Consider the following 23214-nt stretch of genomic DNA (forward strand, 5'->3'; position numbering starts at 1 on the left):
CGTGGGTTAACGAGAAATATTCTGTTTTACACGCAAAAGCCCCGCGCAACCGATGCGTGGGGCTTCTGGTCGAAGGTTGACCGTGTTTAGAAGTGGAAACTGGTGGTTAACAGGGCTGTACGACCGGCCGCTTGGTTGGCGAAGTGGGCCGCGTAGGCTTTGTCGTAGTAGGACTTGTCGGTCAGGTTTTGCACGTTCAATTGCAGGTCAACGTTCTTGGTCAACTTGTAGCTGGCCATGGCGTCGTAGCGGGTGTAGGACGGCACGTACACGGTGTTGGCTGCGTCGCCGTAAACTTCGTCGACGTAGAACGCGCCGCCGCCAATGGTCAGTTTTGGTGTGATGTCATACGTGGTCCACAGGCTGAAGGTGTTCTTCGGCGTGTTGGGCATTTGGTTGCCTTTGTTGGAACCGGCGGTCACGACACCCTGACGGTTGCCGTTTTTGCCCGGATCAACCAGCTCGCTTTTCAGGTAGCTGTAGCCGGCGAACACTTGCCATTGATCGGTGATTTTGCCGCTGGCCGAAAGCTCCAGGCCATCGACGCGCGATTCGCCTGCGGTTTCGTAGGTGTTGGAATCGACCAGGATGCGCGTGTTCTTTTTCTCGGTGCGGAAGATCGCGCCGGTCAGGGACAGGCGGTTGTGGAACAGGTCCCACTTGGTGCCCAGCTCGTAGTTGACGGTTTCTTCGGGCTGCAGGTCGCTGCTCAGAGGGTTGGTTTCTGCACCTTCACCCACTAAGCCGCCAGCGGGAGTTGCCGAGGTGGCGTAGGACGTGTAAATGCTGCCGTTATCCAGAGGCTTCCAGACCAGACCCGCCTGCCAGTTGAAGAACTGGCTGTCGTCCTTGATCTTGCTGCGCGCCTTCACGGTGGACGTCGGTACTGCGTTGGTGTTGGCCTCGGTGTCGAAGGTGTCGTAGCGCAAGCCCACGTTCAGCAGCCATTTCGGGTCCAGTTCAATAGTGTCGAACACATACGCGGCGCGGCTGGTGGCTTTGGTGTTGGTGCCGTTGTAGTTACGCGCGACGCTGCCCGCCCAGGCGTCATCCGGCGTTGGGTTGCTCAGCGAAGTGCACTGGCCGCCCAGGCTGCCTTTGGCCACGGTGCAGGTCGGGTTGGCGTTCGGGCTGACGGTGTAGCCGCTGACGCGGGTTTCTTCGCCGGTGAATTCCAGGCCGGTGGAGTACGAGTGCTTCATGCCTGCCAGCTGGAAATTGCCGAACAGGTCGGTCTGGTTGGTCGTGGTTTCGGTGGTGGAAACCCGGGTATTTGCGCGGCGCCACACGGTGCCGAAACGGTTGACGTTGCGCTGGCTGTCATCCGGCTGGGTGAGCACGTAATCCTGGCCCGTGCTGCCGTGGCGCAGGGTGTTTTTCAGCGTCATGTTGTCGTTCAGGTCGTGCTCAATGGAGAACGTGCTGATATCGGCGCGGGTTTTGCGGAAATCACGGTCTTTCAAACCATAGAAGTTGTTGCTGTCGCCGCCGTCGGTGGGTTTGTCGTGCACGTGGGCGGTGGCTGTCGGCGAGCCGTAGCCATACGGAATCCCCGAATCCGGCAGGTCATTGCTTTCCACGTGGTAGTAGCTGAAGTTCACGCGGGTCGGCGTGCCCAGGCCGAAGGTCAGAGACGGCGCCACGCCCCAGCGGTCGTAGTCGATTACATCGCGGCCGGCGACGTTTTGCTCGTGGCTCATCAGGTTCAGGCGGAACGCGGCACTGTCGTCGAGGAACTGACGGTTGACGTCGAGCACGTAGCGGCGCGTCTGGTCGGAACCGTAGGTGAAACCGCCGTTGGTGAAGTCCCGGGCTTGGGGCGTCTTGCTGACCAGGTTGATGCTGCCGCCGGCCGAGCCGCGACCGCCAAAGGAGGAGTTAGGGCCTTTGCTGACTTCAATCGATTCGATGTCGAAAATCTCGCGGCTCTGCCCACCGGTGTCGCGTACGCCGTCCAGGTAGGTGTCGCCCTGGGCGTCAAAACCACGGATGAACGGGCGGTCGCCCTGGGGGTTGCCACCTTCACCGGCGCCGAAGGTGATGCCGGGCACGGTGCGCAAGGCGTCCTGCAACGAGGTGGCGGCGGTGTCTTTCAACACTTGTTGCGGCACCACGGTGACCGAGCGTGGGGTGTCTACCAGTGGCGCGGTGTACTTCTGCGACGAAGCTTTTTCCACCTGGTAAGACGTGTTGTCCTGTGCCTCACCGGTAATGCTGGTGGCGCCAAGGGAGATGCTGTTGCGCTGGCCTTTTGGTTCGGTGTCTTCGGCCGCTTGCGCCAATTGGGCGGCAGAGCTGGCACTGAGGGCAACGCCGATGGCCGAAGCCAGCATGCGAGGTGAACTGGCAGGTGTTTTTTGTATGGTGCGCGACATGAGTTGTCCTTTCCCCAAGGAGGTGAGGCCGCGGAATATAGGGTGAACAAGACTTTCTATCAATTGCGATACATTGCTATTCGTGAGGAATTTACATTCTTTACACTTTTGCCTTACGGTTTTTACGAACTCGTTCGTCTCCCGCGTTTTACAGAGCGGATAAGAATCAATACCATTGGCATCTCTCTGATTTCAGGTACTGCCCCATGCTGCTGCACATTCCCGGCCTGTTCTCTCGCGAGGAGGTGCTGCGCATTCGCCAGGCGCTGGAAAATACCGAGTGGGCTGACGGCAAAATCACCGCCGGGCATCAGTCCGCCAAGGCCAAACACAACCTGCAATTGCCCGAAGGCCACCCGTTGGCCAAGGAAGTCGGCGCGGCAATGCTGGAGCGGTTGTGGAAAAACCCGCTGTTTATGTCGGCGGCGTTACCGCACAAAGTCTTCCCGCCGCTGCTGAATTGCTACACCGCAGGCGGCAGTTTCGACTTCCATATCGACAACGCCGTGCGCCAGGCCCGGGGCAGCCACGAGCGGGTGCGCACTGACTTGTCGTCCACCTTGTTCTTCAGCGACCCGGAGGAATACGACGGCGGCGAACTGGAGATCCAGGACACCTTCGGCCTGCAACGCGTCAAGCTGCCGGCCGGTGACATGGTGCTGTACCCCGGTTCCAGCTTGCACAAAGTCAACGCCGTGACCCGCGGCGCGCGTTACGCTTCGTTCTTCTGGACCCAAAGCCTGGTGCGCGAAGACAGCCAGCGCACCTTGCTGTTTGAGATGGACGGTGCCATCCAGCAATTGACCCGCGATGTGCCGGATCATCCGGCGCTGATCCAGTTGACCGGCACTTACCACAACCTGCTGCGCCGCTGGGTTGAGGTCTGAGATGGGCTTCTTGTTGCGCCGTGAAGAAGTGCTCAACGTCGAGCAATTGCAATCCATGCTCGATGACTCCCCGGTACGCGCCGCCCAGGCGATTCTAGTGGCGGCCAAAGAAGGCGTGGTGGATGCCCAGGCCTTGCTTGGGCAGATCCTGCTGGAAGGGCGCGGTATTTCACGTGATGAAGCTTTGGCGTTGCGCTGGTTCCAGATTGCGGCCAATGGCGGGCATCTGATGGCGCGCAACATGGCTGGGCGTTGCCTGGAACATGGTTGGGGTTGTGCTGTGGATGAAGCGGCGGCGGCGCGGGAATATCGCCTTGCGGCAGAGACCGGCCTGGATTGGGGCCAGTACAACTACGCCAACTTGCTGGCCACTGGCCGTGGCGTGACTGAGGATCGGCCGCAAGCGCTGGCCTTTTATCGCCAGGCGGCAGAGCAGGGCCACGCCAAATCCATGAATCTGGTGGGGCGTTATCTGGAAGACGGGCAGGTTTGCCCACAGGATCTGGAAGCAGCGGTGGAGTGGTATCGCCGCTCAGCCGAGGGCGGAGATTTTCGCGGGCAGTTCAGTTATGCCGCGGTGCTGGCGGATAGAGGCCAGATTGATGTTGCGCTGGAGTGGCTGCGCAAGGCGCTGGCGGGGGGGAATTTGAAGTTTTTACGCACTGCGCACAAGGCGTTGTTGAGTGCATCGCAGCCAGAAATCAGATCCTTGTCGGATGATTTCGAGCAACGAGTTGCTCAATTAAGCGATGAGCGGCCTGACGTACCTGTTGCTGTACAACTCTAAATCACTATGATTGAAGCTGATTCAGTTTTAATCAGATATTTCGTGATGTTGCGAAGAGAGGATTTATGGGCGCCGACACAAAAGTACTGACAGCTCACGTCCCCACGGCACTGGCGCAAAAAGTCGATCAAATGGCGGCGCGAATGGACCGCTCGCGTGGCTGGATCGTTAAGCAAGCCCTCGCCGATTGGGTCGATATTGAGGAAGAACGCAGTCGACTGACACGTGAGGCAATGGCCGATGTCGATGCCGGTCGTGTGATTGATCAACAGGCAGTTCAAGCCTGGGCAGACAGTTTGAGTACCGATACGCCGCTGCCGGTACCTCGCTGATGGAGTTGAAGTGGACCAGTAAGGCTTTATCAGACCTGGCTCGACTTTTCGACTTTCTCGCCGTTGTAAATCGTATGGCCGCGGCGCGTACAGTGCAGTCACTTTTCCAAGCACCTATGAGCTTGTTGAATAATCCGCGCATAGGCGAACGGGTTGAAGAATTCGAACCGCGAGACGTAAGAAGACTCTTGGTTGGCCGTTACGAAATGCGCTACGAAATTCAAGAGTCAACAATTTATATTTTGCGTTTGTGGCATGTGCGCGAAGATCGTTGATTGATAGACACCCATAAAAAAACCCATGAAATGTCATGGGTTTTTTGTGTGCGGCGTTCTTACACGTAGTAAGACTTCAGCGGCGGAAAGCCATTGAATTCAACCGCGCTGTAGCTGGTGGTGTACGCACCGGTCGACAACCAGTACATCCGATCGCCAATCGCCAGGTTCAGCGGCAGGCCGTACTTGTAGTTCTCGTACATGATGTCGGCGCTGTCGCAGGTCGGGCCTGCGATGACCACTTCTTCCATCTCGCCTTTCTTCTCGGTCCAGATCGGGAACTTGATGGCTTCGTCCATGGTTTCGATCAGGCCGGAGAATTTGCCCACATCCGTGTACACCCAACGCTCGACGGCGGTGCGGGATTTACGCGCAACCAATACCACTTCGCTGACCAGGATGCCGGCGTTGGCGATCAGCGAACGGCCCGGCTCCAGGATGATTTCCGGCAGGTCGTCGCCGAAGTCTTCCTTGAGGAAACGGATGATTTCTTCCGCGTAGGTTTCCAGGCTGTTGGTGCGGGTGATGTAGTTGGCCGGGAAGCCGCCGCCCATGTTGATCAGCTTCAGCTGGATGCCATCTTCTTCTTTGAGGCGTTCGAAGATCACTTTGACCTTGGCGATTGCTGCGTCCCACACGCTGATGTCGCGCTGTTGCGAGCCGACGTGGAACGAGATGCCGTACGGCACCAGGCCCAGGTCGCGGGCGAGGATCAGCAGGTCCATGGCCATGTCGGTCTGGCAGCCGAATTTGCGCGACAAAGGCCAGTCAGCCGTGGTCGAGCCTTCGGTGAGGATGCGCACATAGACTTTCGAGCCCGGTGCGGCCTTGGCGATGTTGCGCAGGTCGGCTTCGGAGTCGGTGGAGAACAGGCGCACACCCTTCTCGAAGAAGTAGCGGATGTCCTTGGATTTCTTGATGGTGTTGCCGTAGCTGATACGGTCCGGGCTGACGCCGCGGTCCATGACCTTGTCCAGCTCGTAGATCGAGGCGATGTCGAAGCTCGAACCCTTGTCTTTCAACAGGTCGATGATCTCGACGGCAGGGTTGGCCTTGACCGCGTAATAGACTTTGGCGAATTCGAAACCGGCGCGCAGGTCATCGTAGGCCTGGCTGATCATCGCGGTGTCGATCACCACGAACGGGGTTTCTTGCTTGTCGGCGAACGCCTTCATTTTGTCAAAAGTGGCGCGCGCGAAATAATCTTCGACGTTGATCGACATGCTGGGAACTCCTAAGGGCAAACAAATTTGATCAATGGGTGCAAATGAACGTCCTCCGTATCCCCACTTTGGTTCGCCTACTTCCCAAGGCATGTCGCCGAAAGCAAAAAGGCCATGGGAATAACCGCTTCCCTTGGCCTTGCTGTCTCGTCGTCAGTACTTGAGCCGGATGGATCGTTTCCAGCATGGACGTTCGGCGCGAACTTTAGGACGTGAGGGGCTTGAGATCAACTAAAAATGTCGCGTTTTTGCACGCGTTCGTCGCGGCATCGCGTTCAGGTCCTGTTTAACCGACCTGCATGACAGGCAGATGTTCCCCCAAGGTGCTCCACAGGAACGCGTTCACGTTCTGAAACCGTTGTGATCCGGCTACGGGAGGCTTTGCGCCTCCGCAAGGCAGGTTCGATAGATCCATTTCGGAATTAAATGAACCCTTGTAAGTAGGAAGCAGTATAAAAAATCACTGAAAACCTGTGAGGTTTGACAGTAGTCATACAAGGTGTTTTTGAGAATACTAAAGCGGGAAAGTTAACTTTTCATACGGCTGTTAATTGCGGCTAATGCTTGCTGTATGCGCATGGGTTTGCCCGTGGGCAGGTATTTAACTGCGCGCTTATAAGTGTGCGGTCAGGCAGTGGCTGCTTAGTTGAGAAGTTAATTTCTTGTGAGGCTGTCATGAAAAAATATGGATTTATGGGACTGTGGGTGAAACTGTGGGTGATGAGTATTGTTGCGTTTTCATCCGGCGTTCACGCCAGTGCTGGCTCAGATGCCGTTACACTGATGACGTACTTTTATAAACACACCGCAAGAGATTGTGGGCCAGGCAGGCTGGCTTCAGAATGTTCAGGCCTTTATCTGCGGGGTACTGACAGCGGAAAGACCTTCGTTGTATGGAATGTAAGCCCTGCTTCAAAGGTCAGCGGCGGGGTTTCGGTTTCGTATTTCAGAATCGATTCTGAATATCAGGATCTGGGTCTTCTTAAAAATAATGGATTTGTATTAAAGCCCAACGATTTTATTGCGCCGGGTGAACTCAAAGTTAAAACACTGTGTATGGCGCCCGTAGATGCCTGGACAGATAATCGAACTGATGCAGGTTGTGCTGACTATAAGGCATCGGCTGAAGTGGAAAAGACGTGTCAGGAGGCAGGTGTGAAAACACCTGCTGCGTGGTTGGCTAATTATAGAAGCGTCGGGAACGATCACAGAAAGCAATGTATTTTTGATACGGTCAAAGATTGCGGAAGTTTTAATAAGGCTGACGCATTTAATGCTGCGATTGAAGCGAGAAAGTTAATCAAGGACGAAGAAATAAAGACCCAGACCGAGGCCCGGCTGGCGGTGTGGCCAGACAACTCAAACCTTCCCATCCTGGCGTGGATTTATACCGGAATCAAAGGCCGTCCTGACGCTGACGGGAAGTCGTTTGCAGGTCGCACGCTGGCGCAAGACGACCAACGCAGATGGTCTGAAGACACCCAGATTCGACTGGGAAAAGGGGCTTTCATCCCGGTAATCGATATGAAAATGCCGGCGTCGACGGCGGACGATGCCACTTTTACCTACCTTCCGGGTGATCAGAAAGTACCCCCTGGCGACGCGGATAAAGGCTCCTGCGACAGCTACATCGAAAAGGCGGAGTGGAACAACAACTACTACGAGCCGGTCGCCAAGAAAACCATCCCGTCTCTGCAGGTCACGCCTACTGCGTGCGGCAGGACTATTGGTCCAGAAAAAACCGACGTGGCTTTCGCAGAGCTGGCGCTTAAGGCAGCCAACCATCCTTCGTGGAATCTCGACCGGATGGGCACCAGTATGCGCCGACAGTTTGTATGCCATGTTGCAACACCCAGCATTGCCGCAGGCAAAGAGACTTGGAATTTGGAACCGGATCGTCCTTATGTTTCTCAAGCAGAAGCGGTTGCCCAGGGCTGTAACCCGCAGCTGAAATAAAGCGGGCCAATTGCTGCCGAGCCAAGGCTTGGCAGCAACGCTTGAGCATTAGGCCAGTGCGGTTTCCGCAGGCGACACAATACTGGTCTTGCCCCCACGCGACTTACCAGAGCTCAGGTACTCGGCAATCGACTCCTGAGTCACTTCCCCCAAGAACACCCGCTCGGCATCCATCACCGGCAACCACGAACGGTTGAACTCGTACATGCGCGACAACAGGATGCGCAAGTGCTCGTCGTACGCCGCCGTGGCGTTGAACTCGCGCAAGTACTGGCCGCACGTACCGGTCTGACGGTGCAGGTCGCGACGTCGTACATAACCCAGGCCTTTATTCTCGGCGCAGGTGACCACCACGTAACGGCGGTCCAGTTCGTCCATCAGCTCCAGCGCTTCGGCCACCGGGGTTTCCGGGCTCACCGACGGGGCGTTATCCGCCGCATCTTCAGCTTTCACCAGCAGCAAGCGCTTGAGGGTGCTGTCCTGGCCCACAAAGCTGCTCACAAATTCATCAGCCGGATGGGCCAGCAAGGTATCCGGGTGGTCGATCTGCAGCAGCTTTCCGGCGCGGAAGATCGCGATCTTGTCGCCCAGCTTGATGGCCTCGTCGATGTCGTGGCTGACCATGATCACGGTCTTGTTCAGCGCGCGTTGCATCTCAAAGAATTCGTTCTGGATCATTTCGCGGTTGATCGGGTCGACCGCACCGAAGGGTTCATCCATCAGCAATAGCGGCGCATCGGCCGCCAGTGCACGGATCACGCCGATCCGCTGTTGTTGGCCGCCCGACAATTCACGCGGGTAGCGATGCAGGTACTGCTTGGGTTCCAGCTTGATCATGCTCATCAACTCGCGGGCGCGGTCGTGGCATTTTTGTTTGTCCCAACCGAGGAGCTTGGGCACGACCACGATGTTTTCCTCGATGGTCATGTTCGGGAACAGGCCGATCTGCTGGATCACATAGCCGATGTTGCGACGCAGGGTCACTTCGTCGAGGTCGGTGGTGTCTTCGCCGTTGATCAGAATCTTGCCCGAGGTGGGCTTGATCAGGCGGTTGATCATTTTTAGCGTGGTGCTCTTGCCGCAGCCCGACGGGCCGAGAAATACGCAAATTTCGCCTTCGTTGACGGTCAGGCTTACGTCGTTTACGGCGGAAACAGTCTTGCCGTTGCTTTGAAAAGTCTTGGTCAGGTTTTGAAGTTCGATCATTTGAGCAGTCCTTTTGGAGTCAGCGAGCGTTGCAGCCATTGCAAAAGCAGGTCGGCGAAGATGGCCAGAAGGCTGACCAGTACGGCGCCGACGATCAGCATCGACATGTCGCTGCGGCTGATGGCAGCCAGAATAAGTACACCCAGACCACCGGCGCCGATGGTGGCGGCGATGGTCATCACACCAATGTTCATCACTACGGCGGTGCGCACACCGGCGAGGATTACCGGCACGGCAATCGGCAGTTCGACCATGCGCAGGCGCTGGCCGAAGGTCATGCCGATGCCGCGCGCGGCTTCGCGAATGCCCGCCTCCACGCCAGTCAGGGCGAGGTAGGTGTTACGCATGATCGGCAGCAGGGAATACAGGAACACGGCGGTGATCGCCGGCATCGGCCCCAGGCCCTGGCCGAACTTGGAGTAGAACGGCAGCAGCAGGCCGAACAGCGCGATGGACGGCACGGTCAGCAACACCGTGGCGCTGGCCTGCAGCGGGCCGGCCAAGGTTGGGAAGCGCGTCATCAGCACGCCCAGGGGCACGCCTACGACGATTGCCAGGATTACGGCGATGCCGACCAGGGTGATGTGCTGCCAGGTCAGGTGCAGGACTTGGGCCCAATCAAGATGGGAAAAGGCGTTCAGGAATTCCATGTCTTCTCCTCTTAGTTGATGGGGTGTTGGCGCAGGAAGTCTGCGGCCACGGCGGATGGGCTTTCATGGTCGACGTCGACCCGCGCGTTCAGCTGGCGCATGGTTTCGTCGTCAAACAGGTCGGCCAGCGGCTTGAGGTCGGCGGCCAGCTGCGGGTGGGCGTCGAGGTACACCTGACGCACCACCGGTGCTGCGGTGTAGTCCGGGAAGTAGTGCTTGTCATCTTCCAGCAGCTTCAATTTGAAGGCATTCAAGCGACCGTCGGTGGTGTAGACCAAGCCGGCAAACACCTGGCCATTACGCAGGGCGGTGTAGACCAGACCGGCGTCCATCTGGCGGGTGTTTTTGCGCGTGAGGTTCATGTCGTACAGCTTGACCATGCCACCCATGCCGTCGGAACGGTTGGCGAACTCGGTGTCCAGGGCCACCAGGCGGTTTTGTTTGCTGTCCTCGGCGAGGGCCTTGGTCAGGTCGCTGATGCTGTTGATCTGCGGGAATTCCTTGGCCACGTTGTCGGGCAGCGCCAACGCGTAGGTGTTGCTGAATTTCGACGGCGACAGCCAGACCAGGCCTTTCTTCGCGTCGAGTTCTTTCACGCGGGCGTAGGTTTGTGCGCTGTCGAGTTTCTCGTCGACATGGTTGTAAGCCACCAGCGACACGCCGGTGTATTCCCAGAGCATGTCCAGTTGCCCGCTTTCCTGGGCACTGCGCGCCAGGTTGCTGCCCAGGCCGCCGGTCACGCGGGTGTCGTAGCCCTTGGTGCGCAGGTACTGGGAAGTGATTTCGGCGAGCAGGGTCTGTTCGGTGAACACCCGGGCGCCGATGCGGATCACCGGTTTTTCAGCGGCTTGCGCAAAACCTGCGAACAGCAGGACGCAGCTCAGTATCAATGTCAGCTTTTTCATGTGATTTCCTTTGCCAAGCCTTAAGACGGACGCAGCCCGCGTTCCAGCCAGAGGCGGCTGGCCATGGTCACCAGGCCGTCTAGCAGCAAGGCCAGCAGCGCGGTGCACGCGGCGCCGAGCAGCAATTGCGGCTGATTGTTCAGAGCGATGCCGGGGAAAATCAGGCTGCCCAGGCTGTTGGCGCCGATCAGGAAGGCCAACGGTGCGGTACCGACGTTGATCGCCAGGGCCACACGCACACCGCCGATGATGATCGGCACGGCGTTGGGCAATTCCACGCGAAACAGCACCTGGCGCGGTGTCATGCCGATGCCGGTGGCGGCTTCTTTCAGGGAACCCTGAACGTTTTTCAGGCCTTCGTAGGTATTGCGCACGATGGGCAGGAGGGAGGCGAGGAACAGCGCGAAGATGGCCGGGCCACTGCCGATGCCGAGGACGCCGAGGGCGATGGCCAGTACGGCCAGGGGCGGGACGGTGTTGCCGATGTTGAAGATCTGCATGAAGCGTTCTGCGCGCCCGACCATGTTCGGTCGGCTGAGCAGGATACCGGCGGGGATCCCTACAACGAGGGCAGCCAGCATGGAGACAAGAACGAGGATCAGGTGTGCTTGCAGGTAAAACAACAAATCGTCGCGGTACAGTTCGATCGTGTTGATGCCAATCCAGTGGACCAGCAGGGCCAGGAGAGCGACGACAACCGCTCCTCCTATCAGCCCTTTGCCATAGCGAATAGCCACAGGCGGACTCCTTTTTTTCTTCTGTCGGCGAACACATTTCCGAGCGGCAATGCCATTCCTGGCTGTCGGCGAATGTGGTCGCGAAATGCAGCTCGCCGATACCGGCAACGCGGTATGCGATCGAGCCATGAGCGCAGCCTCGTCAGGCTAACTTGCTGATTTATCAGCCCCTGTTCCGAGTGCGGTAGCAGGGGAGTGGACGTCTCGACCTTTTAAAAGGTTCCACACTTGGCAGCATTTAGCCACCCCCAATCGGGTGAACGGTGGTCCGGCGCCCGGGGTTTGCGCTATACTCGCCGCCCTTTTTTGACTCACCTGCCAGGCGATTTCCCATGACCCACCAGGCCGCCGAAGTCGCGAAACGCCGCACTTTCGCCATTATTTCCCACCCCGATGCCGGTAAAACCACCATCACCGAGAAGCTGTTGCTGATGGGCAAGGCAATCGCTGTGGCCGGCACGGTGAAATCCCGCAAATCCGACCGCCATGCCACCTCCGACTGGATGGAAATGGAAAAACAACGGGGTATTTCCATTACCACGTCGGTCATGCAATTCCCGTATCGCGACCACATGGTCAACCTGCTCGACACCCCGGGCCACGAAGACTTCTCCGAAGACACCTACCGCACCCTGACCGCGGTGGACTCGGCGCTGATGGTGCTCGACGGCGGTAAAGGCGTTGAGCCACGTACCATCGCGCTGATGGACGTCTGCCGTCTGCGTGACACGCCGATCGTCAGCTTTATCAACAAACTCGACCGCGATATCCGCGACCCGATCGAGCTGCTGGATGAAATCGAAGCCGTCCTGAAGATCAAGGCCGCGCCGATCACTTGGCCGATCGGTTGCTACCGCGATTTCAAGGGCGTGTACCACCTGGCCGATGACTACATCATTGTCTACACCGCCGGCCACGGTCATGAGCGCACCGAAACCAAGATCATCGAGAAGCTTGATTCGGACGAAGCTCGCGCCCACCTGGGTGACGAGTACGACCGCTTTGTCGACCAGCTGGAACTGGTGCAGGGCGCCTGCCATGAGTTCAACCAGCAGGAATTCCTCGACGGCCAGCTAACGCCAGTGTTCTTCGGGACTGCACTGGGCAACTTCGGTGTGGACCACGTGCTCGACGCCGTGGTGGACTGGGCGCCGAAGCCTTTGGCGCGTGTTGCCAACGAGCGTACGGTTGAGCCGGTCGAAGAGAAATTCACCGGTTTCGTGTTCAAGATTCAGGCGAACATGGACCCGAAACACCGCGACCGTATCGCCTTTATGCGCATCTGCTCCGGCAAATACGAAAAAGGCATGAAGATGCGCCATGTGCGCACCGGCAAGGACGTGCGCATCGGCGACGCCCTGACGTTCTTCTCCTCTGAACGTGAACAGCTCGAAGAAGCCTTTGCCGGCGACATCATTGGTTTGCACAACCACGGCACCATCCAGATCGGCGACACCTTCACCGAAGGCGAAGCGCTGGGCTTTACCGGTATCCCGCACTTCGCCCCGGAACTGTTCCGCCGCGTACGCCTGCGCGACCCGCTGAAATCCAAGCAACTGCGCCAAGGCTTGCAGCAATTGGCGGAAGAGGGCGCCACCCAGGTGTTCTTCCCCGAGCGCAGCAACGACATCATTCTGGGCGCCGTGGGTGTGCTGCAGTTCGATGTGGTCGCCAGCCGCTTGAAAGAGGAATACAAGGTGGAGTGCTCGTATGAGCCGATCACCGTGTACTCCGCGCGCTGGATTGAGTGCAGCGATAAGAAGAAACTGGAAGAGTTCTCCAACAAGGCCGTGGAAAACCTCGCGGTGGATGGCGGTGGTCACCTGACCTACCTGGCGCCGACCCGGGTCAACCTGGCGCTGATGGAAGAGCGCTGGCCGGACGTGAAATTCCGCGCGACCCGCGAACACCATTAAGGTCTGAGCGGTAGACAAGAGGGCGAAGCTGTTATGGCTTCGCCCTTTTTCATGCCTGCCACAAAGCCAAAACTGTGGGAGCTGGCTTGCCTGCGATGCTGGCACCTCGGTACATCAGGTGCATCCGGTTGAGGCCATCGCAGGCAAGCCAGCTCCCACATTTGATCTTCATTCAGTCGGCAGCATTGGCGCTAACCCCACATCCGGGCTAGCGTTTGGACTATTCCACCCATTCACCGACGGATCAGGAGGCGATCTTGCGTATAACTCAACGCGTCATCCATTTGGTGCTGCTGGGGTGCCTGGGGCTGGCGAGCACCTCAGCGCTGGCCGGCGCCGGAACCCCCCAGTGGAAAGACACCGGCCCGGTCACCAAGAAAAAGCAGAAGGAGGTCAACTCCGGCGGCTGGCAGCCACAGGCCCAGCCTGCCCCCAAGGAGGATGCAGAAAACCCCTACAACGAAGGGGAAGACAGCGAAACCTATGACGACGGCAATAAGTGAGGTCTGGCATAAACCCGGCATTAGGACTAGCGTCTACCCTGGCGACGGTAAAAGGCTGTCGTGCGGGATTCATCTACTGACTGGACGGAAATCGACCATGAGTATTTTTCAACGTGTAGTGCTGTTGATCAAAGTGCTGGTGCTGTTGTCGTTGGGGATGTCGACGGCCTGGGCGCATGCTCCGGCGCAGGGCAGCCAGGCGGGCTTTTCGGCGGTGCAGACACAGGGCAAGGGCTTGCAGCTGGCCAAGTCGGAAGCCGAACCCGGTGATGAGGACCAGGGCGGCAGCAAGGATGATGACGACCAGCAAGCGCCGCCGGATGACGATGACACCCCTGAAGGTGACAGCGATACCTGAGTCGCCATAAAAAAGCCCCGCCGGCCGGACTGATGCGCAATCCGGCGGGCAGGGCGGTAGAACGCTGTAAATGCCCTGGGCTTGATAACCCAGGGCATTTTTTATTGCAGGTCAGGCGACGAATTGCTCCGCGTAGTGGCACGCCACTTGGCGGTTATCCAGCGCCCGCAGTAGCGGCTCCTCGCTGCTGCAGCGCGCGGTCGCGTACGGGCAGCGCTTGTGGAAAGCACAGCCTGGCGGCGGGTTCAGCGGGTTGGGCAGCTCGCCGACGATCTTGATCTTCGGCTTGTTCGGGTCCGGGTGGATGGTCGGGGTGGCCGACAGCAGCGCCTGGGTGTACGGGTGCAGCGGGCGCGCGTAGATGTCGTCTTTGGGGCCGACTTCCACCGGGCGGCCGAGGTACATCACCATCACGTCATCGGCGACGTGTTGCACCACCGCGAGGTTGTGGGAAATGAACACGTAGGCCGTGTTGAATTCCTGCTGCAAATCCATGAACAGGTTGAGCACCTGGGCCTGGATCGATACGTCGAGTGCCGAAGTCGGTTCATCCGCCACCAGCACTTTCGGTTGCAGCATCATGGCGCGGGCCAGGGCGATGCGCTGGCGCTGGCCACCGGAGAACATGTGCGGGTAGCGCTGATAATGCTCAGGGCGCAGGCCCACTTGCTTCATCATCGCCTGCACTTTCTCGCGGCGTTCGGCGGCGGACAGGTTGGTGTTGATCAACAGCGGCTCGCCGAGTTGATCACCGACTTTCTGCCGTGGGTTCAGCGAGGCGTACGGGCTCTGGAACACCATCTGCACATCTTTGCGCAATTGCTTGCGCTGGGCCTTGTCGGCGCCGGCGACTTCCTGGCCGGCGATTTTCAAGGAGCCCGAAGACGGTTCTTCAATCAGCGTCAGTGCGCGGGCCAGGGTGGATTTGCCGCAACCCGACTCGCCAACCACGGCGAGGGTCTTGCCGGCTTCCAGTTCAAACGACACACCGTTAAGCGCACGAACCAGGGCGTGGCCCTTGAACAGGCCACGGGACACTTCGTAGTGACGGGTGAGGTCGCGGGCGGTAAGAACGACGGCCATTACGCCACCTCCTGGTTCAAGGGGTAGAAGCAGCGCGCGAGGCTGTTGCTTTTCGGGTCAAGGCCAGGCCGTTGAGTACGGCAGGATTCCTGCACATACGGGCAGCGCGGCGACAGCAGGCAGCCCTGCGGGCGGTCATAACGACCAGGCACGATACCCGGCAGCGTGGCCAGGCGCGTGGCGCCGAGGCTGTGCTCGGGGATCGCCTTGAGCAGCGCTTCGCTGTACGGGTGCGCCGGAATGTCGAACAACTGCGGCACCTGGCCGACTTCCACGGCTTGGCCTGCGTACATCACGCACACGCGCTGGGCGGTTTCAGCCACCACCGCGAGGTCGTGAGTGATCAGCACCAGGCCCATGTTTTGCTCTTTTTGCAGGGCCAGCAGCAGTTCCATGATCTGCGCCTGGATGGTCACGTCCAACGCCGTGGTCGGCTCATCCGCGATCAGCAGTTTCGGCTCGCCGGCAATCGCCATGGCGATTGCCACACGCTGGCTCATACCGCCGGACAGTTGGTGCGGGTAGGCATCCATACGGCTGGCAGCGCCCGGGATTTCCACTTTTTCGAGCAGTTCGATGGCCCGCTTGCGCGCTTGCTTGCCGGACATTTTCAGGTGCAGGCGCAGCACTTCTTCAATCTGGAAACCCACGGTGTAGCTGGGGTTCAGCGCAGTCATCGGGTCCTGGAACACCATCGCCAAGTCTTTGCCTACGATCTGGCGGCGCTGGCGGTTGCTCAGCTTGAGCATGTCCTTGCCGTCGAAGTTCAGGGCGTCGGCGGTGACGATGCCGGGGTGCTCAATCAGGCCCATCAGCGCCATCATGGTCACGGATTTACCCGAGCCCGACTCGCCAACGATCGCCAGTACTTCGCCTTTGTCGACGGAGATGTCGAGGCCATCGACCACCGGTACGGCGGTCTTGTCGCCGAAGCGCACATTGAGATTCTTGATTTCTAACAGTGACATGGGAATCTCCTCAGGCGGCGTTCTTGAGTTTCGGGTCCAGCGCATCGCGCAAGCCGTCGCCCATCAAGTTGATTGCCAGCACGCTGAGCAAAATGGTCAAACCAGGCAAGCTCACTACCCACCAGGCGCGTTCGATGTAGTCACGGGCCGACGCCAGCATGGTGCCCCACTCAGGGGTTGGCGGTTGTACGCCAAGGCCGAGGAAGCCCAGGGCCGCGGCATCGAGAATCGCCGAGGAGAAGCTCAAGGTGGCCTGTACGATCAGCGGCGCCATGCAGTTGGGCAGCACGGTGATGAACATCAGGCGCGGCAGGCCGGCGCCGGCGAGGCGGGCGGCGGTCACGTAGTCGCGGTTCAGTTCGCCCATCACCGCCGCGCGGGTCAAGCGCACATAGGACGGCAACGAGACGATAGCGATAGCAATCACGGTGTTGATCAGGCCAGGGCCGAGGATCGCGACAATGGCCACTGCCAGCAGCAGCGACGGCAGGGCCAGCATGATGTCCATCAAACGCATGATGGTTGGGCCCAGCATGCGCGGGAAGAAGCCGGCGAACAGGCCCAGCAGGATGCCCGGAATCAGCGACATCACCACCGACGACAAGCCGATCAGCAGCGACAGGCGCGAACCCTGGATCAGGCGCGAGAGCAAGTCACGGCCCAGTTCGTCGGTACCGAGCAGGAATTGCATCTGCCCACCTTCCAGCCAGGCTGGCGGGGTCAGCAGGAAGTCACGGTATTGCTCGCTCGGGTTATGCGGTGCCACCCAAGGGGCGAACAGCGCGCAAAACACCACCAGCAACATGAACAACAGGCCGGCAACCGCGCCTTTGTTCTTGGAGAAGGCTTGCCAGAATTCTTTGTACGGGGACGGGTACAGCAGGCTTTGATCGACTGCTGACACTTGAGTAGGTGTGGTCATGGTCATGATCTCAGCGCTGGTGACGGATGCGTGGGTTGGCGAAGCCGTAGAGGATATCCACCACGAAGTTCACCAGGATCACCAGGCAGGCGATCAGCAGGATGCCGTTTTGCACCACCGGGTAGTCCCGCGCGCCAATGGCTTCGATCAGCCATTTGCCGATGCCGGGCCACGAGAAGATGGTTTCGGTCAGAACCGCACCGGCCAGCAGGGTGCCGACTTGCAGGCCGACCACGGTGAGGACCGGAATCAGCGCGTTACGCAGGCCGTGCACGAATACCACGCGCGCCGGCGACAGGCCTTTGGCCTTGGCGGTACGGATGTAGTCTTCGCGCAATACTTCGAGCATCGACGAACGGGTCATCCGCGCGATTACCGCCAGCGGGATGGTGCCGAGCACGATGGCCGGCAGGATCAGGTGGTGCAGGGCGTCGAAGAAGGCGTCCGGCTCGTCAGCCAGCAGGGTGTCGATCAGCATGAAGCCGGTGCGCGGCTCGATGTCGTAGAGCAGGTCGATACGCCCGGAAACCGGGGTCCAGCCCAGGCTCACCGAGAAGAACATGATCAGGATCAGGCCCCACCAGAAGATCGGCATCGAATATCCCGCGAGGGAGATGCCCATCACCCCATGGTCGAACAGGGATCCTCGTTTCAGGGCCGCGATCACCCCGGCCAACAGGCCCAGGATACCGGCGAACAGCAGGGCGGCCATGGACAGTTCCAGGGTCGCCGGGAAGAGGGCGGTGAATTCGGTCCACACGCTGGTGCGTGTGCGCAGCGATTCGCCGAGGTCGCCATGGGCGAGTTTGCCTACGTAGTCAAAGTATTGCGCATACAGCGGCTTGTTAAGGCCAAGGCGTTCCATTGCCTGTGCGTGCATCTCGGGGTCGACTCGTCGTTCGCCCATCATGACTTCGACGGGGTCGCCGGGGATCATGCGAATCAACGCAAACGTCAGCAACGTGATGCCGAAAAACGTGGGGATCAGTAACCCCAATCGGCGGGCAATAAAACTAAACATCTTGTTGTGTACCTCAATCAGCCGGTTAGGCAGGTTCGGCACCGTCAATGTCGACGGTGCCGAGCGTTTCTCTTATTTACTTCACCTGGGTAGTGGCGAAGTTATTTGTAGTCAGAGGGCTTTGGGTAAAGCCTTCGACGTTCTTGCGCATGGCGGTAAACATTTTCGGGTAAGCCATCGGAATCCACGGTTGGTCTTTTTCGAAGACATCCATGGCTTGTTCGTAGAGTGCGGCCCGTTTCGAGGGTTCCTCGATGGCGCGCGCTTTGTCGATCAAGTCCTGAAACTCTTTGTTACACCAGCGCGCGTAGTTTTCGCCGTTTTTCGCTGCATCGCAACTCAGGTTTGGTGTGAGGAAGTTATCCGGGTCCCCGTTATCCCCTGCCCAACCGGCCGAAACCATGTCGGGCTCGCCGGCTTTGGCGCGTTTGAGCATTTCGCCCCATTCCATAACCTTGATATTGACCTTAAGACCAATCTGGGCGAGATCCGCCTGCATACGCTGGGCGCCGAGCAACGGGTTAGGGTTGGTCGGGCCGCCGCCGTTACGGGTGAACAGGGTGAATTCGGTGCCTTCTGGTACGCCGGCTTCTTTAAGCAGGGCGCGGGCTTTGTCGAGGTCACGTGGCGGGTTTTTCAGCTTATCGTTGAAACCCAGCAGCGTTGGCGGAAACGGGCCGGTGGCATCCACGGCGTTGCCTTTGCCGTACAGAGACTCGTTGTAGCCTTTTTTGTCGAACGCGATGTTGATCGCGTGACGAACGCGGGCGTCGCTCATGTACTTGTGCGTAGTGTTCAGCGCGGTGTAGGCGGTGGTCATCGCCGCCAATTCCGTTACCTTCAGGTTCGGGTCGGCCTTCATGCTCGGCACGTCATCCGGTTTCGGATACAGCGCGATCTGGCACTCGTTGGCCTTCAGCTTTTGCAGGCGCACGTTGTTGTCGGTGGTGATCGCCAGGATCAGCGGGTCAGCCGGCGGCTTGCCACGGAAGTAGTCCGGGTTGGCCTTGAAACGCACTTGGGCGTCTTTGGCATAGCGGGTGAAGATGAACGGGCCGGTGCCGATCGGCTTGGCGTTCAGGTCATCGGTCTTGCCGGACTTGAGCAACTGATCGGCGTATTCGGCGGAGTGGATCGAAGAGAATGCCATGGCCAGGTCGGCCAGGAACGGTGCTTCAGGACGGGTCAACGTGAAGACGACAGTGTGATCGTCGGTCTTCGTGACGCTCTTGAGCAGTTCCTTGAAACCCATGCTTTCAAAGTATGGGTAGCCCACGTTGGACTTGTTGTGCCAAGGGTGATTCGGGTCCAGCTGGCGCTGGAAGCTCCAAAGCACGTCGTCGGCATTCATGTTGCGCGTGGGTTTGAAGTAGTCGGTGGTGTGGAACTTGATGTCGTCACGCAGGTGGAACGTGTAGGTCAAACCATCGGCGCTGATTTCCGGCAGGTCTTTGGCCAGCGCGGGAATCACTTCGGTGGTACCGGGCTTGAAGTCGACCAGGCGGTTGAACATGGTTTCAGCGGCGGCGTCAGAGGTGACCGCCGTGGTGTACAGAACCGGGTCAAAACCTTCCGGGCTGGCTTCGGTGCAGACCACCAGCGGTTTGGCCGAAACGCCGATCGCCACGCTCAACAGCGCAGCAGCAATGGCGGCTTGTAGCGGGAGCATTTTCATTCAGAGCCCTCTGCAATCGATGGAACCAGACAAGCGTAGACGGCGGGCTCGTGATGAGCCCGCCGTCTACCTGGCGCTAATTAAAGAATGTTGAACGGGATGGTGGTGACCAGGCGGAACTCACGGATGTTGCCGTCAGCCTGGTTGGCAGTGGCGCGGTGAGTCACGTAGGTACCACGAATGGTGGTGGCCTTGAGTGCGCCGCTCTGAACCGCGTAGGAAGTACCGATACCGTATTCCTGGTGTTTCTCGCCGTCCTGGGCCTGGATACCGTTGTAAGCGAAGCCGGCACGGCCGCCGTCGCCGGTGTAGTGAGTACCGTCGATGCCCCAGCCGCGAGCCGAGTAGATGTTGAACTTCAGGCCTGGCACGCCGTATTCGGCCATGTTGATGCCGTAAGCGATCTGGAACGATTTCTCGTTCGGACCGTTAAAGTCGGACGTCAGGGAGTTGGCCAGGTAGATACCGTTGGTTTCGTGCAGGTAGTCGAAGTACTCGTTACCGTTCACTTCCTGGTACGAGAAGGTCAGGCTGTGAGCCTGGTGAGTCAGGCCAAGCGACAGCGAGTAAGTGTCGTTGTCGATCTTGCCCATCAACTTTTTGCCTTCGTCGACGGTTTTGTAGTAGTTCAGGCCGGTGGTCAGGCTCAGTTGCTGGCTGTCACCCAGTTCGTGGGTAGCGCCGAAGTAGTACTGGTTCCAGAAGTCTTTGACTTGAGCGCCGAAGAAGCTGGTTTTCAGGCTCTTGAACGGCTGGTAGTTCACACCGGCGGTGTAGACGTGGTCAGCTTCCTGCTGGCCATTGCCGTACTCGCTGCGGAATTTCGACAGGCTCTGTTCGGTACGTGGCGACACGCGGTCGAAGTAAGCACCCTGGAACGACAGGTTGCTGAACTCTTCGCTGTTGAGGGCGAAACCTTCAAAGCTCGACGGCAGGGCACGGTTACCGATGGTGTCGATGATGCCGCTGCTGAAGTTCTGGCGACCGGCGGTCAAGGTGGTGTTCGACACACGGAACTTGACGTTGGCCAGGCCCAGTTTGCTCCACTGATCAACTGCGTCGCCGTCGGAGTCGGCCAGGGTACGGTTGGAACCACCCTTGATGTCACGCTTGCTGCTGTCCAGCACGATGGCGTTGTAAGCCGCCACTTCGGTCGCAACGCCTACGGTGCCTTGGGTAAAGCCCGAGCTCAGGTTCAGGATGGTGCCCTGTACCCAGTTAGTACGATATGCGTCGGTACGTGCTTCGCCGTGCTTCTGGTAAGTGAACTTGCCGCCGCGGAACTTCTGTTCGTTGGAGAACCAGTTACGGGTGGTACCGCCCAGGCTTGCACCATCGACAAAGCCTTTGGCCTCGCTTTGGGCACTGGTGCCGGCCAATGTGGTAGGAACGAAGTCCTGGCTTTGGGTTTCAGCGAAGGCGGTTGCCGTGATGCTGCTGATGGCCAGGGCCAGAAGCGCTTTGCTGCTCAGTTTCATGGGTGGAGCTCCTTTGGTTCTCTTTTTAATGCCGGTCTTTTTAGGTGAACCGGCTATTGGGTGTGTAACTCGTTCAAGCTTTTGCAAACGTTTGCCGTAGGAAAATTCCCAACAAAAGGCTGCACGTTTGCTGGAGAGCCGACTTCGCCCTCCACCATCCGGTTATTTTCTTATGGGTTGAGACTGACGCCCGAGAACACGTTGCGGCCGAAGGGGCTGACTTGGAACCCTTCAACTTTGGCGCTTAACGGCTGGTTGACCGTCGAGTGGGCGACTGGCGTGATCGGCACCTGCTGCTTGAGCAGTTGCTGCGCCTGTTTGTACAGAACAGTCCTTTGTTCGCGGTCGGTCACGACCTTGGCTTGCTTGACCAGCTTGTCGTACGCCGGGTCACACCACATGGAGTAGTTGTTCCCGCCGATGGCGTCGCAGCTGTAAAGGGTGCCCATCCAGTTGTCCGGGTCACCGTTGTCACCGGTCCAGCCGATGAGGCTGATGTCGTGCTCACCGTTCTTGGTGCGCTTGATGTACTCGCCCCACTCGTAGCTGACGATCTTGACCTTGAGGCCGATCTTGGCCCAGTCGCTTTGCAGCATCTCGGCCATCAGCTTGGCGTTGGGGTTGTACGGACGTTGTACCGGCATCGCCCACAGGGTGATTTCAGTGCCTTCCTTCACGCCGGCGGCCTTGAGCAATTCCTTGGCTTTTTCCGGGTTGTAGGGTGCGTCCTTGATGGTGTCGTCGTAAGACCACTGGGTCGGCGGCATGGCGTTGACCGCCAGTTGCCCGGCGCCCTGGTACACAGCGTTCAGGATGCTCTGCTTGTTCACCGCCATGTCCAGCGCCTGGCGCACTTCGAGTTGGTCGAAGGGCTTGTGACGCACGTTGTAGGCGATGTAACCCAGGTTAAAACCGGGCTTGGTCAGCAACTGCAGGTTCGGGTCGGCCTTGAGCGCATCGACGTCAGCCGGGCGCGGGTGCAGGGTGATCTGGCATTCGCCGGCCTTGAGCTTCTGCACACGTACTGACGCGTCGGTGTTGATGGCGAAAATCAGTTGGTCAAGCTTGACCCGGCTCGGGTCCCAGTACTGTTTGTTGCCCACGTACCGGATCTGCGAATCTTTCTGGTAGCGCTGGAACACAAACGGGCCAGTGCCGATCGGCTTCTGGTTGATGTCGCTGGGCTTGCCTTCCTTGAGCAACTGTTCGGCATATTCAGCCGACAAGATCGAGGCAAAGCTCATGGCGATGTTTTGTACAAACGCGGCGTCGACCGTGTTCAGGGTCATCACCACGGTGTGCGGGTCGGTTTTTTCGACCTTGGCAATGTTCTTGTTCAGGCTCATCCCGTTGAAGTACGGAAACTCGGTAGGGTAGGCCTTGCGAAACGGGTACTCGGGGTCAAGCATGCGGTTGAAGGTGAACAGCACGTCGTCGGCGTTGAAGTCGCGCGTCGGCTTGAATTCCTTGTTGCTGTGGAATTTCACCCCTTGTCGCAGGTGGAAGGTGTAGGTCAGGCCGTCTGGCGAAATATCCCACTGGGTTGCCAGCCCAGGCACCACATTGGTCGCGCCTTTTTCGAACTCAACCAGGCGGTTGTACAAAGGCTCCGCTGCATCGTTGTCAGTGGCGGTGGTGTACTGCGCGGTGTCAAAACCTGCCGGGCTGCCTTCGGAGCAGAACACCAGGCTCTTCTTCTCGGCGGCTTGGCCCATTGAGGCCGCAGCCAGCAGGCTGGTGCCAAAAATTGCGGATAGAACAGTGGTATGGCGCATGACGATCCCGATCCTTGTTTGTAGTTGTCATCAGCGAGCAATCTCCCGGGCAAAAAGCCCGGAAAACATCACTGATCCCACTCACAGCAAGTGCCCTTCAGATAGGCGCGGCTGCAGTCCTGCGACGTTATGGGTCACGGACTTCGCAGTAAATGCGCGAAAACTGACTGACCTTGTAGGCA

21 protein-coding genes are annotated in these 23214 nt (G+C 58.8%); 8 read left to right on the forward strand and 13 right to left on the reverse strand.

Features of this window, described 5'->3' with window-relative positions; all coding sequences use genetic code 11:
* Positions 1-86 precede the first annotated feature (86 nt).
* Complete coding sequence (locus BFW87_RS15695; protein ID WP_078740685.1) at positions 87-2375, reverse strand: TonB-dependent receptor; 2289 nt, start codon at positions 2373-2375, stop codon at positions 87-89.
* Between the two features lie 206 nt (positions 2376-2581).
* On the opposite strand from BFW87_RS15695, the gene BFW87_RS15700 reads away from it, so the two are divergent.
* The 4 genes from BFW87_RS15700 (at position 2582) to BFW87_RS15715 (ending at position 4656) form a co-directional block, all read left to right on the forward strand.
* Complete coding sequence (locus BFW87_RS15700) at positions 2582-3262, forward strand: Fe2+-dependent dioxygenase (protein ID WP_078740686.1); 681 nt, start codon at positions 2582-2584, stop codon at positions 3260-3262.
* Between the two features lies 1 nt (position 3263).
* A complete protein-coding gene (locus BFW87_RS15705; protein ID WP_078740687.1) occupies positions 3264-4049 on the forward strand; it encodes a tetratricopeptide repeat protein in 786 nt (261 codons plus the stop codon).
* A gap of 65 nt (positions 4050-4114) precedes the next feature.
* Positions 4115-4381, forward strand: a complete 267-nt coding sequence (locus tag BFW87_RS15710) for a CopG family ribbon-helix-helix protein (RefSeq protein ID WP_078740688.1) — start codon at positions 4115-4117, stop codon at positions 4379-4381.
* Entirely contained in the window at positions 4381-4656 is a 276-nt protein-coding gene (locus BFW87_RS15715) for a type II toxin-antitoxin system RelE/ParE family toxin (RefSeq protein ID WP_078740689.1), read from the forward strand. The genes BFW87_RS15710 and BFW87_RS15715 overlap by 1 nt, the downstream gene beginning before the upstream one ends.
* Before the next feature lie 59 nt (positions 4657-4715).
* On the opposite strand, the gene BFW87_RS15720 is transcribed toward BFW87_RS15715, so the two are convergent.
* On the reverse strand, positions 4716-5879 hold the full coding sequence (locus BFW87_RS15720) for a type III PLP-dependent enzyme (protein ID WP_078740690.1): 1164 nt from the start codon (positions 5877-5879) through the stop codon (positions 4716-4718).
* 675 nt (positions 5880-6554) lie between these two features.
* Between BFW87_RS15720 and BFW87_RS15725 the strand changes: the two genes are divergently transcribed.
* Entirely contained in the window at positions 6555-7835 is a 1281-nt protein-coding gene (locus BFW87_RS15725) for a DUF2599 domain-containing protein (RefSeq protein WP_254865896.1), read from the forward strand.
* A gap of 48 nt (positions 7836-7883) precedes the next feature.
* Here the strand turns inward: BFW87_RS15725 and BFW87_RS15730 are convergent, their stop codons facing one another.
* The 4 genes from BFW87_RS15730 to BFW87_RS15745 are packed head-to-tail and all read right to left on the reverse strand — an operon-like array spanning position 7884 to position 11333.
* Positions 7884-9041 (reverse strand): osmoprotectant ABC transporter ATP-binding protein OsmV, encoded by a 1158-nt coding sequence (locus BFW87_RS15730; RefSeq protein WP_078740691.1) that lies wholly within the window; start codon positions 9039-9041, stop codon positions 7884-7886.
* Entirely contained in the window at positions 9038-9691 is a 654-nt protein-coding gene (locus BFW87_RS15735) for an ABC transporter permease (RefSeq protein ID WP_078740692.1), read from the reverse strand. The genes BFW87_RS15730 and BFW87_RS15735 overlap by 4 nt, the downstream gene beginning before the upstream one ends.
* Positions 9692-9702: 11 nt before the next feature.
* Entirely contained in the window at positions 9703-10596 is an 894-nt protein-coding gene (locus BFW87_RS15740) for a glycine betaine ABC transporter substrate-binding protein (RefSeq protein ID WP_078740693.1), read from the reverse strand.
* 20 nt (positions 10597-10616) lie between these two features.
* Positions 10617-11333 (reverse strand): ABC transporter permease, encoded by a 717-nt coding sequence (locus tag BFW87_RS15745; RefSeq protein ID WP_025856261.1) that lies wholly within the window; start codon positions 11331-11333, stop codon positions 10617-10619.
* A gap of 332 nt (positions 11334-11665) precedes the next feature.
* Between BFW87_RS15745 and BFW87_RS15750 the strand changes: the two genes are divergently transcribed.
* From BFW87_RS15750 to BFW87_RS15760, 3 genes are all read left to right on the forward strand, one after another.
* Entirely contained in the window at positions 11666-13249 is a 1584-nt protein-coding gene (locus BFW87_RS15750) for a peptide chain release factor 3 (RefSeq protein ID WP_078740694.1), read from the forward strand.
* Between the two features lie 257 nt (positions 13250-13506).
* Positions 13507-13752 (forward strand): hypothetical protein, encoded by a 246-nt coding sequence (locus BFW87_RS15755; RefSeq protein ID WP_078740695.1) that lies wholly within the window; start codon positions 13507-13509, stop codon positions 13750-13752.
* 97 nt (positions 13753-13849) lie between these two features.
* Positions 13850-14110, forward strand: a complete 261-nt coding sequence (locus BFW87_RS15760) for a hypothetical protein (protein WP_078740696.1) — start codon at positions 13850-13852, stop codon at positions 14108-14110.
* A 111-nt stretch (positions 14111-14221) separates the two neighbouring features.
* Here the strand turns inward: BFW87_RS15760 and BFW87_RS15765 are convergent, their stop codons facing one another.
* From BFW87_RS15765 to BFW87_RS15795, 7 genes are all read right to left on the reverse strand, one after another.
* A complete protein-coding gene (locus BFW87_RS15765; RefSeq protein ID WP_078740697.1) occupies positions 14222-15193 on the reverse strand; it encodes a peptide ABC transporter ATP-binding protein in 972 nt (323 codons plus the stop codon).
* Complete coding sequence (locus tag BFW87_RS15770) at positions 15193-16161, reverse strand: ABC transporter ATP-binding protein (RefSeq protein ID WP_078740698.1); 969 nt, start codon at positions 16159-16161, stop codon at positions 15193-15195. Before BFW87_RS15770 ends, BFW87_RS15765 begins: the two co-directional genes overlap by 1 nt.
* Before the next feature lie 10 nt (positions 16162-16171).
* Entirely contained in the window at positions 16172-17083 is a 912-nt protein-coding gene (locus BFW87_RS15775; RefSeq protein WP_056859205.1) for an ABC transporter permease subunit, read from the reverse strand.
* A gap of 10 nt (positions 17084-17093) precedes the next feature.
* Positions 17094-18104 (reverse strand): ABC transporter permease subunit, encoded by a 1011-nt coding sequence (locus tag BFW87_RS15780; RefSeq protein ID WP_078740765.1) that lies wholly within the window; start codon positions 18102-18104, stop codon positions 17094-17096.
* 76 nt (positions 18105-18180) lie between these two features.
* Complete coding sequence (locus BFW87_RS15785) at positions 18181-19779, reverse strand: ABC transporter substrate-binding protein (RefSeq protein WP_078740699.1); 1599 nt, start codon at positions 19777-19779, stop codon at positions 18181-18183.
* Positions 19780-19859: 80 nt separating this feature from the next.
* On the reverse strand, positions 19860-21257 hold the full coding sequence (locus BFW87_RS15790) for an OprD family porin (RefSeq protein ID WP_078740700.1): 1398 nt from the start codon (positions 21255-21257) through the stop codon (positions 19860-19862).
* 170 nt (positions 21258-21427) lie between these two features.
* Entirely contained in the window at positions 21428-23032 is a 1605-nt protein-coding gene (locus BFW87_RS15795) for an ABC transporter substrate-binding protein (protein WP_078740701.1), read from the reverse strand.
* Positions 23033-23214: the final 182 nt, after the last annotated feature.

The sequence above is a fragment of the Pseudomonas fluorescens genome (assembly GCF_002022275.1).
In the GTDB taxonomy this organism is placed as follows: Bacteria; Pseudomonadota; Gammaproteobacteria; order Pseudomonadales; family Pseudomonadaceae; genus Aquipseudomonas; species Aquipseudomonas fluorescens_AJ.

What these genes read in the sequence shown, in the direction of transcription:
- BFW87_RS15695 (WP_078740685.1), bottom strand. Translation starts at nt 2,375, where the DNA reads ATGTCGCGCACCATACAAAAAACACCTGCCAGTTCACCTCGCATGCTG.
- BFW87_RS15700 (WP_078740686.1), top strand. Translation starts at nt 2,582, where the DNA reads ATGCTGCTGCACATTCCCGGCCTGTTCTCTCGCGAGGAGGTGCTGCGC.
- BFW87_RS15705 (WP_078740687.1), top strand. Translation starts at nt 3,264, where the DNA reads ATGGGCTTCTTGTTGCGCCGTGAAGAAGTGCTCAACGTCGAGCAATTG.
- BFW87_RS15710 (WP_078740688.1), top strand. Translation starts at nt 4,115, where the DNA reads ATGGGCGCCGACACAAAAGTACTGACAGCTCACGTCCCCACGGCACTG.
- BFW87_RS15715 (WP_078740689.1), top strand. Translation starts at nt 4,381, where the DNA reads ATGGAGTTGAAGTGGACCAGTAAGGCTTTATCAGACCTGGCTCGACTT.
- BFW87_RS15720 (WP_078740690.1), bottom strand. Translation starts at nt 5,879, where the DNA reads ATGTCGATCAACGTCGAAGATTATTTCGCGCGCGCCACTTTTGACAAA.
- BFW87_RS15725 (WP_254865896.1), top strand. Translation starts at nt 6,555, where the DNA reads ATGAAAAAATATGGATTTATGGGACTGTGGGTGAAACTGTGGGTGATG.
- BFW87_RS15730 (WP_078740691.1), bottom strand. Translation starts at nt 9,041, where the DNA reads ATGATCGAACTTCAAAACCTGACCAAGACTTTTCAAAGCAACGGCAAG.
- BFW87_RS15735 (WP_078740692.1), bottom strand. Translation starts at nt 9,691, where the DNA reads ATGGAATTCCTGAACGCCTTTTCCCATCTTGATTGGGCCCAAGTCCTG.
- BFW87_RS15740 (WP_078740693.1), bottom strand. Translation starts at nt 10,596, where the DNA reads ATGAAAAAGCTGACATTGATACTGAGCTGCGTCCTGCTGTTCGCAGGT.
- BFW87_RS15750 (WP_078740694.1), top strand. Translation starts at nt 11,666, where the DNA reads ATGACCCACCAGGCCGCCGAAGTCGCGAAACGCCGCACTTTCGCCATT.
- BFW87_RS15760 (WP_078740696.1), top strand. Translation starts at nt 13,850, where the DNA reads ATGAGTATTTTTCAACGTGTAGTGCTGTTGATCAAAGTGCTGGTGCTG.
- BFW87_RS15765 (WP_078740697.1), bottom strand. Translation starts at nt 15,193, where the DNA reads ATGGCCGTCGTTCTTACCGCCCGCGACCTCACCCGTCACTACGAAGTG.
- BFW87_RS15770 (WP_078740698.1), bottom strand. Translation starts at nt 16,161, where the DNA reads ATGTCACTGTTAGAAATCAAGAATCTCAATGTGCGCTTCGGCGACAAG.
- BFW87_RS15775 (WP_056859205.1), bottom strand. Translation starts at nt 17,083, where the DNA reads ATGACCACACCTACTCAAGTGTCAGCAGTCGATCAAAGCCTGCTGTAC.
- BFW87_RS15780 (WP_078740765.1), bottom strand. Translation starts at nt 18,104, where the DNA reads ATGTTTAGTTTTATTGCCCGCCGATTGGGGTTACTGATCCCCACGTTT.
- BFW87_RS15785 (WP_078740699.1), bottom strand. Translation starts at nt 19,779, where the DNA reads ATGAAAATGCTCCCGCTACAAGCCGCCATTGCTGCTGCGCTGTTGAGC.
- BFW87_RS15790 (WP_078740700.1), bottom strand. Translation starts at nt 21,257, where the DNA reads ATGAAACTGAGCAGCAAAGCGCTTCTGGCCCTGGCCATCAGCAGCATC.
- BFW87_RS15795 (WP_078740701.1), bottom strand. Translation starts at nt 23,032, where the DNA reads ATGCGCCATACCACTGTTCTATCCGCAATTTTTGGCACCAGCCTGCTG.